The following is a 14,184-nucleotide window of genomic DNA, read 5'->3' on the forward strand; positions in this document are numbered from 1 at the left end:
AAGGCCCGGGGTGCCGCGACGGTGGCGCTGCCAGGCACGGCTCAGCTGTGGCCCGGCGCCCGGTTCAGCAGATGCGTGCGCTGGTCGGCGCTCAGCGACAGGTAGCGCTCGTAGTGGCGCAGGATGTCGGCGATGACTTCCTCGCTGCGCAGGTACTGGATGTCGTGACCCAGGCGTCCGTCCTCGAAGAACGTGATGGGCTCGTAGACATGGCGGCGCTCCTGCTCGTTAGCCGCCTCGCTCACCAGGAAGGTGGGCACCGTGCGGCGCGTGGCGCGTACGCCGTAGACGAAGTCGCGCAGCGAGGGATCGGGCACGGTCAGGCGCACGGCGCCCTCGCCGTCCAGGTCCTCGGTGACCACCGCCTCGACGCCGCGCTTGTGCATTTCGGCTGCCACCTCGTTCATGGCGGGCAGCACCACGCCGGCCAGGAACCTGCGCACATCGGCGCGCGAGGGCTGGTGCACGATCTGCTCCAGGCGCTTGCGCCAGTGCTGGCCGCTCCAGAAGCTGGTGGCCGGAGCCAGGTCGGGCGAGAAGTGCGCGCGGTCGGCCAGCAGGCCGCGCCACAGCCCGTAGCACAGCGCCAGCATGATGACGGCCACCGGCAGGGCCGCCACCAGGGTCATGGCCTGCAGTGCCTTCAGGCCGCCGGCCAGCATCAGCACCATGGCCGTCGCGCCCAGCACGGCAGCCCAGAACAGCCGCTGCCAGACCGGCGAACGCGCATGGCCGCGCGAGGCGATGTTGTCCACCACGAAGGCCCCGGAGTCCGCCGAGGTGACGAAGAACACCGCGATGAGCACGATGGTGAGCCAGGCCACGGGCTTGAACCAGGGCAGGTACTCGAAGAAGCGGAACAGCAGCGCATCCACGTTCGAGGCCGTCTGCCCCAACGCGCCCATGGCCACGTGGGTGTCTATCCAGATGGCGCTGTTGCCGAAGGCCGTCATCCACAGCAGGTTGAAGGCCGTGGGCACCAGCAGCACGCCGGTCACGAACTGGCGGATGGTGCGCCCGCGCGAGATGCGTGCGATGAACATGCCCACGAAGGGCGACCAGGAGATCCACCAGGCCCAGTAGAGGATGGTCCAGCCGCCGAACCAGCCTTCCTGGCTGGGCGGCTCGTAGGCAAAGGTGCGGAACGACAGCTGCACCAGGCCAGACACGTAGTTGCCGATGTTCTCGCTCAGCGCCTCGAACAGGAAGACCGTGGGCCCGGCGACGATGACGAAGGCCAGCAGGATGAAGGCCAGCATGAGGTTGAACTCGCTCAGGCGCCGCACCCCTTTGTCCAGGCCCGAGACGGCCGACAGCCCGGCCAGGCAGACCACGATGACGATGACCGCGATGCGGAAAGCCGCCGCAGAGGTGTCCCAGCCCGTGAGGGTGTGCAGGCCGGCGGCCAGCTGCAGCGCGCCGTAGCCCAGCGTGGTGGCGATACCCGCGATGGTGCCCACCAGCGCGAAGGCATCCACGCTGTGGCCGATGGGGCCGTTGATGCGCTTGCCCAGCAGCGGGTACAGGCCCGAGCGCATGGTCAGCGGCAGGTTGTAGCGAAAGCCGAAGTAGGCCAGCACCAGGCCCATGGTCCCGTAGACGGCCCAGGCATGGAAGCCCCAGTGGAAGAAGGTGGACTGCAGGGCCTCGCGTGCGGCGGCCGGCGTGGAAGGCACGGCCGTGGGCGGCTTGAGGAAGTGCTGCAGCGGCTCGCCCACGCCGAAGTACATCAGGCCGATGCCCATGCCGGCGGCGAACAGCATGGCGGTCCAGGAGATGAAGCTGAACTCGGGCTCCGCATCATCGGGACCCAGGCGGATGTCGCCGAAGCGGCTGGACGCGACGAAGATCAGAAAGACCAGGAACAGCGTGACCGAGACGGCATAGAACCAGTCCATGTGCCCCACCACCCAGGCCTGGGCGCTGGAGAACAGCCGGTCGGCACTGTCGGGCATGAAGCCGCAGTACAGCAGCAGCATGCCCAGCACCAGCAGGGAAGGAATGACGACGGGGCCCGAGAACGTGATGCGCGGTGCAGGCTCTGCAGGCGATGGCGTGGCCGCCTGCGGCGCATCCGGTGGCGGAGCTGCCGGTGGCGCCGTGCGGGGATCGGTGTTCATGTCTGGCATAGACCCTCTCTCTCTTGTGATCAATGGTGTGCCCGGGAACCGATTCGCAATGGTGGCAGCCTTGCCCTTGTGGGGCGGGCCGCGTTCCCTGCTCGGGGTATGTCCGCCGGGCAAAGGCCGCAAGTATCGTGACTCTTCGCGTCTGCCCGCGTCGGACGCAGGCCCTGAAGGCTTCCGTTTTGCTGACGTGATGCCTTCAGGCCAGGTCAGCCGGCCAGCCTGGCCACCACGGCCGGGGCGATGACGCGGTGGGCCGGCGCCACGCCCAGCATGTAGATGCGGCCCAGGGCATTGTGCACATGGACCACGGTGGACATGGCGGCGGTGAAGGTGGCGGACGGCGCGCCCTCGGGGCCGGGCAGCCGCATGAGGGAGACCTGCACGTCCAGGTGCCGGTCGCTGTCGCCCAGCACCACCTCGCCATCGCTCAGCGCATGGATGCGGAAGATGCCGGCGCGGTCGCCCACGCGGTAGCTCGATGGCTGGCGCTGCGCATCGACGCCGCTGAGCGTGCCCAGGTCCTTGATGCCGAAGGGCGCCACCACGCGGTTGCGCAGGCGCATCAGAAAGTCGATCCAGCCCGGCGTGCGGCCCACGCAGCGCAGGTACAGCGCCATGGGGCTGCTGCCGTCGTCCGGCAATTGCAGCTGGTAGCTGTCGTGGAAATAGGCGGTCTTGAGGCGGTCCTGCAGGGCGCTGCCCGCGGGAACCGGGGAGAGGATGACTTGTGCCATGGAGCGGAGGGTGATGAAAAAAGGGGGCGGTCCTGCAGCCATCATAGGCCGCAGGGCCGCCCCCTTGTCATGGCGCCATCAACGCTGCATCAGCGCTTGTCGCCCACCTTGATGCGGGCGTTGGGAACCTCGCCGAACATCTCGGGCGCATACAGTGCCTCCACCCGCGTGGGCGGCAGCGCGAAGTCGCCGGCATTGTTCAGCCGCACGGTGTACTCCACGCGCGTATTGCCCTTGGGCAGGTACTGGTAGTAGGCGCGGTAGGCCTCGAAGCTGCGCTCTTCATAAGCCAGCCAGCCCGCGCCTTCTGCGCGCTCGCCGCCCGAGGCGATCTCCGAGTCGCGCCCCAGGCCGCCGCCCAGGATGGTGGCGCCCGTGGGCACGGGGTCGGTGATGGCCACCCAGGTCATGTCGGTGCGGGCCTGCACCTCCAGCGTGACGCGCAGCACGTCGCCGCGCGAGTACTGGCCTGCGGGCAGGCTCTTGTCGGCCTGCTCCACGGGCTTGACCGTGCGCGTGACGGTGTAGCCGGCGCTGAATGGCGCCTTCAACTGCACGGCCGCCACAGACTGCAGCGTGAGCCAGGGCTTGCCCGTGCCCTGCTGGGTCACCGTAAGCTGGCCCTTGCGGGCCTCGCCCACCGCGCTCCAGGGCAGGAACATGGTGTTGTTGCGCAGGCCGCCGACCACCGTGGTCGCGCCGAAGCTGGACGCCTGGTGCGCCGCGCCCTCGCTGTCGCTGGCGCGCATGCGCGTGACCTGGCTCCACTCCACGCGGGCCTGGGACGCGCCCAAAGCCGCCTGGGTGGCGCCCGTCACGGGCGTGGCCTCGAACTGCTGCGAGAAGCGCTGCAGTGCCAGCGCCCCCCACAGGTTGGCCGTGGTCGTGCCCCAGGCACCGTTGCTCTGGCGCGAGATGAAGCCGTTGGCCAGGCGCGGCAGCTCTTCCTTCCACGTCGGGTCGTCCATGTTGACCAGCATCAGGCGGGCCAGGTTGACCTCGGGGCCCTGCATCAGCCACCACCACTGGTCGTCCTGCTCGTTGCTGAAGGCCACGCGCGTGCCTTGGTAGCTCAGGCGGGCGCGCAGGATCTGCTGGGCCTGGGCCAGCTGCTGTTCGCGCTGGGGCAGCTCGCGCATGTGCTTGAGCAGGGCCACCCAGTCGATGACGGCATGCGTGGGCCAGTCGTTGGGCGCGATGGTGATGCTGTCGAGCATGCGCGGATTGGCGCGGCCCGTCAGCGCCAGCGCCTGGATGGCGGCCAGCTTGCGCATGTCCAGGTCCTTGCGCGGGCTCCAGAAGCTGCGCTGGATGCGGCCTTCGACGAAGGCGATCAGGCCGTTTTCCATGCGCTCGCGCTCGGCCGCCGGCAGCACGAAGCGCTTGTCCACGCCCTGTGCCAGTGCCGAGAGGTTGAGCAGGTGGGCCGTCAGCGTATCGCTGCCGCGGGCCGCACGGCCCGACCCGTCGCCTGCCAGCGGGAAGTAGCTGGCCAGGCCGTCGCTGTCCAGGTAGCTGGGCAGCTGGCCCATGGTGGACTGCCACAGCGTGGCGTCGCTCATGCCCACGGCCTTGCTGGTGACCTGCTCCAGGCAGCTGTAGGGATAGCGCGCCCACCAGTCGCGCACGCCCGGCAGGCCTTCGGCCAGCTTGGGCGCCAGCGACATGCGCAGGCCGCCGCGGCCGGCCAGCGCGTCGGCCGGCAGCTGCACGGGCAGGTTGATGCTGCCATCGACCTGCATCAGCGTGCCCTGCTGCACCGTCAGCGGCACGGCCGGGATGATGCGCTGGCTGACTTTCAGCCTGTCGCTGGCGGGCTTGTCGCCACCTGCGGTGTCACGGGCCTCGATCTCCCAGATCAGCGACTCGGCGCGGGTCTGGCCCAGCTGGGCCGGGGCGGTGACGTTCCAGCCCACCTCGCGCGCCTCGCCCGCGGGAATCTCCACGGTCTGCGCTGCCAGCTCCAGCAGCGTGGCGCGCGGCGTGACCTGCACCTTCATGGCCTTGGCCGAGGTGTTGCGCAGCGTGACCATGGCACGGAACTGGTCCTCCTCGCGCACCAGCGGCGGCAGGCCGCTGATGATCTGCAGGTCCTGGGCCGTGCGGATGGGCGCCTGGCCCGTGCCGAACATCGACACGCCATGGTCGGCCACCGCCACCACCTGGAAGGTGGTCAGCGAGTCGTTGAGCGGCACGCTGACCTGGGCCTTGCCCTGGGCGTCCAACACCACGCTCGGATTCCACAGCAGCAGCGTCTCGAACAGCTCGCGCGTCTGGCTGCGGCCACCGCCGCCGCCAGCGGCCACGGCCTTGCGGCCGTAGTGGCGCCTGCCGATCACCTCCATCTGCGCGGTCGAGGTCTGCACGCCCCACTCGCGGCGGCGCAGCATGGCGTCGGCCAGCTGCCAGCTGGTGTTGGGCATGAGCTCCAGCAGGGCCTGGTCCACGACCGCCAGGGCCACCTCGGCGCCAGCGGCGGGCTTGCCGTCGGGCAGCGTGGCGCTGATGGTGACCTTGGCGGTGCCGCGCACCTGGTAGCTGGCCTGGTCGGCCGTGACCTTGACGTCGATGCGATGGGCCTTGGTGCCCACGCGGATCTCGGCCATGCCCAGGCGGTAGGCGGGCTTGGACAGATCGACCAGGGCCGTGGGCGCGATGTATTCCTTGCCCTCGTGCCAGAAGGCATTCCACCATTCGCGCGGCGCCTTGAAGCCCCAGGTGAAGAAGCTGTACCAGGGCACCTCGCGCAGCCGCCCGCGCAGGGCCAGCACGCTCACGTAGACGTTGGGCCCCCAGTCGGGCTGGACCTTCAGCTCCACGGTGGGGTTCTGGCCATTGAGCTGCATGACCTGGGTGCTGACGATGCCTTCGCGCTCCACGGCGACCAGGGCCGTCGCATAGCGGAAGGGCATGCGCACCTGGAAGCGCGCGGTCTCGCCGGGCTCGTAGCTGCGCTTTTCGGGCAGCACGTCCATGCGGTCATGGTCCTCGCCGCCGAACCACAGCTCGCCCTGGCGCGTGACCCAGACGCTGGAGGCGGCCTGGGCGGGCCGGCCGTCCTTGTCGGAGGCGGTGACGATCAGCTCGACCTCGCCGGGCTGCGACAGCTGGGCCTCGCACTGCACCATGCCCTGGGCATCGCTGTTGCCCGTGCACACCGTGCCCATGGATTGGAGCGCGGTCTGGTTGTCGTAGCTGTAAAAGCCCCCCACCAGGCGCTTGCGGCTGCTGGTGGTGACGCGGGAGATGGCCTCCACCTTGACCGGGACGCCGGCCTGGGGCTTGCCGTCCACCCCCAGCGCCAGCGCCTGGAACTGCAGCTTGCGGCCCGTGGTGATCCAGCTTTCGGCGCGCACGCCGGCCACGATGGCCGCGGGCCACAGCATCTGCGTGCTGCGCAGGGTCTGCACCTCGCCATTGGGGTCGGCATAGGTGGCCTCGATCAGCAGCTCGCGCGGCTCGCGCAGCTTGGGCAGGTTCTCGATCTTGAGCTTGCCCAGTCCTTCACGGTCCAGTGTCACGGGCAGCTTGTCGGCCACCACCTTGCTGTCCTGGGAGGCCGTGGCCTCCTCGTCATCGCTCTGGCCCGTGTCCTGGGCGCTGCGCGGTGCCGAGAAGCTGAAGCCCTGCCAGTCGCTGCGGTCCATCCAGGTGGAGCGCACCAGGGCGGACACACGCACCGGCAAATTGGCGGCCGGGCCGCCGGAGACGTAGTTCACCTGCACCTGCACCGGCAGGCTGGAGACGCCGACCAGGGCCTGCTTGCCCTCGGGGCCCACACGGCCTTCGAGCACGGGCAGGCGGAATTCCTCGACACGGAAGCTGCCCGTGCCGAAGCGGTTGTTGCGCCCGCGCGAGCCGTTGCCCTCGCCGCGCAGCTCCACCGAATACGAACCCAGCTTGGCGCCCTTGGGCACGGAGAAGCTGTTTTCCGCACTCAGGCCGCCCGTGCCCGTGGAACGCCACTGCAGCGGCTGCGTGTACTGCTGGCCGCTGCCTTCATGGGTGATGACCAGTTGCGTGGGCCGCTGCTCGGGCAGCGCAAAGCCGCCCTGCCCCTGGCCGATGCCGGTCTGGGTGCGCATCAGGTGCTTCATGGACACGGTCTCGCCGGCGCGCAGCAGCGTGCGGTCGAAGATGGTGTGGGCCACTTCGTCGCGCTGGGCGCTGCGGCTGGTGGGCACGTTGAAGCGCCAGGACTCGATGCCGCGCTGCCAGTCGCTCCAGGTGAAGGCCAGCTCCTGCTGGCCGTCCTTGCCCTGGGCGCGCGCGCTGACGAAGTAGGCCGGCGAGCGGTAGCCGACACCGCCCGTGCACTGGGGCGGCTCGGGCGACAGGCCGTCCAGGCGGGCCACGCCGCTGGCGTCGGTGGTGGCCGAGGTCAGCACCTTGCCATTGCAGTCGGAGACCTGGACCCTGGCATTGGCCACGGCCTGGCCCTTGTCCAGCGTGGTCACCCAGGCGGCCGCGTTCTCGCGGCCAAGCTTGAAGTGCACGGACAGGTTGGTCACCAGGGCCGAGGTGCGCACATACATGCTGCGCGCCGAGCCGTAGCGCTCGTCGAGCAGCGACTGCCCCAGCAGCGGCGAGGCGATCTCGACCACATGAAAGCCCGGCGTGAGCGGAATGCCCACCACCTCGAACGGGCGCGGATCGCCCTTGGCGGGCTTGGGCAGCTCCAGCGTCTTGACGTCGCCCTGGCCGGCCAGCAGCGACAGCATGCGCGTCTGCACATAGTCGCGGTTTTCGTTGTCGATCACGGGCGGCAGCGGGCCCTTGATGTCGCGCGAGGCGCGCTTGCGGTCCATGTCGGAGGACTCGTAGTCGGCCACGCGGCGCATCCAGGCGATGATCTCGGCATCGCTGCCGGGCTGCTTGGTGCTCACGCGGCTGGCGTCCAGGGACTTGGTGGCCAGCTCGGACTCCACATTGCGCAGCGTCACGGGCAGCAGGGCCGGGCCGTCCGGGCCTTCGGCGTAGCGCTCGACGATGCCGAAGGGCGAGGCCGCGAACTTGGCCAGCGGCGGCAGCGCGCCCGTGGCCACCTGCAGCGGGAACATGTCGGCATTGCTCAGGCTGCGGCCTGCCGCGTCCTTGAACTGCGGAGGCAGCTCCACCGTGTAGCGCGCCTGGGCCTGCATGGTGGCCGGGAAGCTCAGGTTCTGCACCAGCGAATCCTCGCTGAGCTTTTCGCCGTATTCGCTGTCGATCACGGGCGCCACCTTGGAGGCGCCGCTGCTCAGGCGGATGCCCTCGGCCAGCTTGCGCGGCACGGGGGCATTGAAGCGCAGGCGCATGGGACGGATCGGCAGGCAGGCGGCCTGGGCGTTCTCGCGCTCGCAGCTGAACTCGGCGGCGAAGGGCTCGCGCACGCGGTACTCGAAGCGCTTGTCCTGGCGGCTGGCCACGCCGTTGGGCGTGGCAATGCCGGCGCCGAAGACCAGCTTCATGGTCGTGCCCGCCGTCAGGCGGCGGTTGCAGGCCAGCGTGGCGTACTGCAGCGGGTTCTTGGCAGCGGCCTTGTCCCAGCCGCGGTGCTTGAGCAGCTCGTCGCGCTCCTTGCCTTCGATCAGGCGCACGGGAATGCGCTCGCCCACGCCTTCGGCCGTGCACCACATGTGCTGCTGCAGGCTTTGCACGGTGGCCGGGCCCGACAGGCGCAGCGCGAAGTACTGCTCCTCGTCGATCTGTTCATAGGTGTCGGGTGCCATGTCCAGCACGGCCGGGCCGCCGGTCTGGAACTGGTAGCTGGCAGCGCCCGTCACGGCCGTGCCCGCAGGCGACTTGTAGCCGGCCACGAGCTGGGCCGTGCAGCGCACGCCGGGCGGCAGGGCCTGCTTGAAGTCGAACACCCATTCGCGGTCGCTGTTCCAGCGGCCCGTGCCCTGGGTGGCCGCCGCATCGCTGCAGCTGAGCGTGACCGGCGCGGCCGCCTTGGGGTCGCCAAAGCGCACGGCCGTGCCATCGAACTGCACCACCACCTGCTCGACCTTGGCCACCTCTCCCTGCGGGCTGAACTGGCGCACGCCCACGGCCTGCGCCGCCAGCGCCGCCGATCCCAGCAGCAGGCCCAAACCCCACCGGCCCCAGGCCCGGCCGTGCGCCGGCGGACTCTGGAACCCCTTGATCGCTGTCGTGCGAAGCACCCCCATGGCAATCCCTTCTGTCGGGCTCAGATGGCCCGGTGTTTTCTTGGAATGAGCAGGCTTTCAGCGCTGCGGCGCGCGCCGTGCACGGTGCACGGTGCACAGGCTGCAAATGAAAAGCCCTGCGCTGCGGCAGGGCTCGGCGGCAAGGGCTGCAACGAGGCAGATGCCCGCCGCCCGCATGCGCCGAATGCAGGGCCGCATCCGCTGCGGCTGAAAACCACTGCGCGGGATGATACCGGGCCGCATCCGCTGCAGGCCCTGCTGCGGGTGCCCGGAACCGGGTCTGCGGTGTATCCATCTGTAAGACATCGGCGCACAAGGGCGTCATATATGTCTGATCACAAGGATTCGCGCCACCCACTGCACCGTCAGCTCCGGCGATGGCCGTACCAAAACACAGCGCTTGCCGGTTGCGGAGGCTGTCGCCCCGCAGTCCGCCTGTCTTACTGCGGCTGGAAGCCGCTGGTCTGGATGATGCGTTTCCAGACCTGGGTATAGGCCTGCTCGCGCTCGGCCAGTTGCGCGGGCGGCATGTGGCCCACGGTCAGGCCCAGGGCGGTGAGCTGCTCGTGCACATCGGGCTGCTTGAGCACGGTGGCCACGGCGGCGGAGAAGCGGTCGATGAAGGCCTGGGGCGTGCCGCGCGGCGCGTAGATGCCGTAGTAGGGCGTGTCCTCGAAGCCCTTGACGCCCTGCTCGGCCAGCGTGGGCACTTCGGGCATGGTGGCCTGGCGGCGCGTGCCCAGCACGCCGATCACGCGCAGCTTGCCGGCCTTGTGGTTTTCCATGAAGTCCTGCACCGAGGCGATGCCGGCCGGGATCTGGTTGCCCAGCATGTCGGCCAGCATGGGCGCGCTGCCCCGGTAGGGCGCGGCCACCAGGTCCAGCCTGTAGTGCTCGCCCAGCAGCCTGACCAGGAATTCCGGCGTGGACGCGGGCGCGGGTATGCCGATGCTGCCGCGCTTTGCGCCCTGGCGCACCCACTCCACATACTCGGCGAGGTTGCGCGCCGGCGTGCTGGCGGAGACCGCCAGCGCGTTCACGAAGGTGGCAAAGCCGGCCACGGGAACGAAGTCATGGGCCGGGTCGAAGCCCGGCTTCTTCACCACCTGGGGCAGGATGGAGATGGTGTGGTCATGCGTGAGGAACAGCGTGTGGCCATCGGCCGCAGCCGCCTTGAGCTGCTGCGCCGCGATCTGCCCGCCCGCGCCGGGGCGGTTGTCCACCAGCACCGTGGTGCCCAGCACGTCCTTGAGCCGGTCGGCCAGCAGGCGTGCGATGGCATCCGTGCCGCCGCCCGGCGGAAAGCCCACGAGGATGCGAATGGCCTGCCCCGGCTGGGCCCAGGCCAGCGGGGCCAGGGCGGACGAGGCGGCAACGGCGGTCACTGCGCCGGCGGCGCGCAGCGCCCCCGTCAGCAGTTGGCGGCGGGAGGATGTCATGGCGTGGCTCCGGCGAACGGGGGGATCAGCCCAGGCGCGCGTTCAGGCGTGCGTTCAAGCGCGCCTGGTGGCCTGCCAGCTGCTTGCGCACCTGGGCCGGCGCCGTGCCGCCCAGGGTGTTGCGCGCATTGAGCGAGCCTTCCAGGCTGAGTGCCTCGAAGACATCGGCCTCGATGCCGGGATTGAAGGCCTGCAGTTCGGCCAGCGGCAGCTCGGTCAGGTCCACGCCCTTTTGCGAGGCCAGCTTGACGGCATGGGCCACGGTCTCGTGCGCGTCGCGGAAGGGCAGGCCCTTCTTGACCAGGTAGTCGGCCAGGTCGGTGGCCGTGGCGTAGCCCTTGAGCGCGGCGGCGCGCATGGCTTCGGCGTTGACGGTGATGCCGCCCTTCTTGCCGCCCGTGGCCGGGTCGGCCTGGCCGCCGATCATCTCGGCGAAGATGCGCAGCGTGTCCTTCAGGGTGTCCACCGTGTCGAACAGCGGCTCCTTGTCTTCCTGGTTGTCCTTGTTGTAGGCCAGGGGCTGGCCCTTCATCAGGGTGATCAGGCCCATCAGGTGGCCGACCACGCGGCCGGTCTTGCCGCGTGCCAGCTCGGGCACGTCGGGGTTCTTCTTCTGCGGCATGATCGACGAGCCGGTGGTGAAGCGGTCGGCGATGCGGATGAAGCCGAAGTTCTGGCTCATCCAGATGATCAGCTCTTCGGACAGGCGGCTCACGTGCACCATGCACAGGCTGGCGGCCGAGGTGAATTCGATGGCGAAGTCGCGGTCGCTGACGCCGTCCAGCGAGTTCTGGCAGACGCCTTCCATGCCCAGCGTGCGGGCCACGCGCTCGCGGTCCAGCGGGTAGGTGGTGCCGGCCAGGGCGGCACTGCCCAGCGGCAGCACGTTGACGCGGCGGCGCAGGTCCAGCATGCGCTCGGCATCGCGCTTGAACATTTCCACATAGGCCAGCAGGTGGTGGGCAAAGCTCACGGGCTGGGCCACCTGCAGGTGGGTGAAGCCGGGCAGGATCACGTCCACGTTCTTCTCGGCCACTTCGACCAGGGACAGCTGCAGCTCGCCCAGCAGTCCTTCGATCAGGTCGATCTCGCCGCGCAGCCACAGGCGCACGTCGGTGGCCACCTGGTCATTGCGGCTGCGGCCCGTGTGCAGGCGCTTGCCGGCGTCGCCGACCAGCTGGGTCAGGCGGGCCTCGATGTTCAGGTGCACGTCTTCCAGGTCGAGCTTCCACTCGAACTGGCCGGATTCGATTTCCTGCGTGATCTGCGCCATGCCCTTGCGGATGGCTTCATGGTCGGCGGCGGCGATGATGCCCTGGGCCGCCAGCATCTCGGCATGCGCCAAGCTGCCCGTGATGTCGGCCTGCCACAGGCGCTTGTCGAAGAACACGCTGGAGGTATAGCGCTTGACCAGATCGCTCATCGGCTCTTCGAAGAGAGCGGACCAGGCCTGGGCCTTGGTATCGAGCTGGTTGTGCGAGGCGGACGTTGGTTGATTGGCAGACATGTGAGGACGCGATCTTCGATGGGGCTGTGCAGGCAGCGCAGGCGGCGGGCGGCATCGCCCCCCGGCGCAGGCAGGAAGCGAAGATTCTATCGACCTGGGCGGCGCCACGCCCGTGCAGGGGCCTACACGGGCCTGCATGGGCGTGCATGGGTGTGCATGGGCGGTGTGACCGCTGTGCAGGCCCGCCCGGCATGACCATAATCCGGGCATGCGGCGCGAACCCCACCCGCCGAAACACTACCTGCCGCCCCTTGCCGACCCAGTCGACCCCCACCACTGCCCCCCCGCCCCTGCCCGCGGCGCTGGTCTTTGACGCCTGCAACGTAGGCGTGGTGCTGCGCGCCGTGCTGTTTGTGCAGGCCGTGGTGGCAACGGCTTCGATGTTCGGCGCCGACTCGCCCCTGCAGTGGCTGCAGGGCATGGCCCTGCTGACCGGCGCCTGCCTGCCCGGCACGCTGGTCTGGCTGGTGGCCGCCTGCCTGCTCAAGCACCCGCTGCAGCGGCTGCCCGCCTACGGCCAGTACGCGGCCGGTGTGCTGCTGGGCATGGCGGCCGGGCTGTATGCCTGCGCCATGCTGCACCTGGCCGGCGGCACCAGCGCCCCCTGGCTGGCCAGCGCCGTGTCCGGCGGACTGCTGGCAGCCCTGCTGGTCGCAGCCCTGGTGCTGCGCGCACGCGGCCACGCACCCGCCGACACGCAGGCGCGGCTGGCCGAGCTGCAGTCGCGCATACGCCCGCATTTCCTGTTCAACACGCTCAACAGCGCCATCGCCCTGGTGCGCGCCGAGCCCGCCAAGGCCGAGGCCCTGCTGGAGGACCTCAGCGACCTGTTCCGCTATGCGCTGGCCGAGCCGCACAGCACGACCACGCTGGCCGAGGAGATCGAGCTGGCCCAGCGCTACCTGGCCATCGAGCAGGTGCGCTTTGGCGAACGGCTGCAGGTGCGCTGGCAACTGGACCCTGCCGCCCACGGCGCCCTTCTGCCGCCGCTGCTGCTGCAGCCGCTGGTGGAAAACGCCATACGCCATGGCGTGGAGCCCAGCGCACGCGGCGGCAAGCTGCAGGTGCGCACCGAGCGCCGTGGCGATCTGGTGGAGGTGCGCATCACCAACACCCTGCCCTCCGAGATCGATTCCGCCAGCGCAGCCGGCACGCGCGGCAACGGCATTGCGCTGGCCAATGTGCGCGCCCGGCTGTCGCTGCTGCACGACCTGCAGGCCCACCTCACGGCGCGCACGCTCAACGGGCATTTCGTGGTGCGCATCAGCCTGCCGCTGGCACCGCCTGCCAGCCAACCCACGAAGGCTTTATCGAAGAAGAAGCACCATGCACATCCTGATCGTTGACGACGAAGCCCTGGCCCGCGCGCGGCTGCGCACCCTGCTGGCCGACGTGCAGGCATGCACGGGCAGCGGCCCGCACCAGGTCAGCGAGGCGGCGGACGCCCGCCAGGCCATGGCCGTGCTGCAGGCGCCGGGCCCGCGCCCCGTGGAGCTGGCACTGCTGGACATCCACATGCCCGGCCAGGACGGCCTGGCCCTGGCCCATATGCTGCGCCGCCTGCCGCTGCCGCCTGCCGTGGTCTTCGTCACCGCCCATGCCGGCCACGCGGTCGAGGCCTTCGACCTGGATGCTGCCGACTACCTGACCAAGCCCGTGCGCCGCGAACGCCTGCAGCAGGCCCTGGCCAAGGCCGCGCGCACGGCCGCGCACCAGACGGCCGAACGCGACGGCGGCCCCGTGCTGCTGATACAGGACCGGGGCGCCACCGTGCGCCTGCCCCTGTCGGAGGTGCTCTACCTCAAGGCCGAACAGAAATACGTGACCGTGCGCACCGTGGGCCGCAGCTACATCCTCGACGGTGCACTGGCCGACCTGGAGGCCCGCCACGCCGATCACCTGCTGCGCGTGCACCGCAACGCGCTGGTGGCCCGCAGCGCCCTGCGCGCCCTGGAACGCCACGACGACCCCACCGAAGGCGAAGGCTGGGCCCTGCGCCTGCACGGCATCCCCGAACTGCTCATGGTCTCGCGCCGCCAGCTCCCCCAGGTCCGCGCCGCCATCCGCGACGAAGGACAGCCCGGCTGAGGCGCAGGGCTCAAGGAGCCCGGCCCAAGACCCCCCCCGCGTCAGAAAGCACGCCCGCAACACAAGCATGGCCCAACGCGAGGGACACCGAGCAAGGGCCTATGCCGGCCGCGCCGCCCCGCAGCGAGGGTGTCG

At 69.9% G+C, this 14,184-nt stretch carries 7 protein-coding genes; 2 read left to right on the forward strand and 5 right to left on the reverse strand.

The genetic code is table 11. The annotated features are described in order from the left end of the window. Positions 1-41: 41 nt before the first annotated feature. The 5 genes from ACF8LI_RS16945 to argH form a co-directional block, all read right to left on the reverse strand. On the reverse strand, positions 42-2,129 hold the full coding sequence (locus tag ACF8LI_RS16945; RefSeq protein ID WP_392413424.1) for a BCCT family transporter: 2,088 nt from the start codon (positions 2,127-2,129) through the stop codon (positions 42-44). Between the two features lie 206 nt (positions 2,130-2,335). Next, complete coding sequence (locus ACF8LI_RS16950; RefSeq protein ID WP_016445816.1) at positions 2,336-2,863, reverse strand: DUF2867 domain-containing protein; 528 nt, start codon at positions 2,861-2,863, stop codon at positions 2,336-2,338. An 89-nt stretch (positions 2,864-2,952) separates the two neighbouring features. Continuing rightward, positions 2,953-9,015 carry an alpha-2-macroglobulin gene (locus ACF8LI_RS16955; protein WP_392413426.1) on the reverse strand — a complete coding sequence of 2,021 codons (6,063 nt, stop codon included), beginning with the start codon at positions 9,013-9,015 and terminating at the stop codon, positions 2,953-2,955. A gap of 440 nt (positions 9,016-9,455) precedes the next feature. Beyond that, positions 9,456-10,454, reverse strand: a complete 999-nt coding sequence (locus ACF8LI_RS16960; protein ID WP_016451125.1) for a Bug family tripartite tricarboxylate transporter substrate binding protein — start codon at positions 10,452-10,454, stop codon at positions 9,456-9,458. A 25-nt stretch (positions 10,455-10,479) separates the two neighbouring features. Next, positions 10,480-11,961 (reverse strand): argininosuccinate lyase, encoded by a 1,482-nt coding sequence (gene argH, locus ACF8LI_RS16965; RefSeq protein WP_016445811.1) that lies wholly within the window; start codon positions 11,959-11,961, stop codon positions 10,480-10,482. Between the two features lie 191 nt (positions 11,962-12,152). Here argH and ACF8LI_RS16970 point away from each other — a divergent pair, with 191 nt between their 5' ends. Together ACF8LI_RS16970 and ACF8LI_RS16975 are read left to right on the forward strand one after the other, a co-directional pair. Beyond that, positions 12,153-13,307 carry a sensor histidine kinase gene (locus tag ACF8LI_RS16970; RefSeq protein ID WP_392413428.1) on the forward strand — a complete coding sequence of 385 codons (1,155 nt, stop codon included), beginning with the start codon at positions 12,153-12,155 and terminating at the stop codon, positions 13,305-13,307. After that, positions 13,288-14,049, forward strand: coding sequence for a LytTR family DNA-binding domain-containing protein (locus ACF8LI_RS16975; RefSeq protein WP_047217424.1), 762 nt, complete (start codon positions 13,288-13,290; stop codon positions 14,047-14,049). The genes ACF8LI_RS16970 and ACF8LI_RS16975 overlap by 20 nt, the downstream gene beginning before the upstream one ends. The last annotated feature ends 135 nt before the right edge of the window (positions 14,050-14,184 follow it).

Origin of the sequence: Delftia sp. WSY_12, assembly GCF_043104645.1 — a bacterium.
GTDB lineage: Bacteria > Pseudomonadota > Gammaproteobacteria > Burkholderiales > Burkholderiaceae_C > Comamonas > Comamonas tsuruhatensis.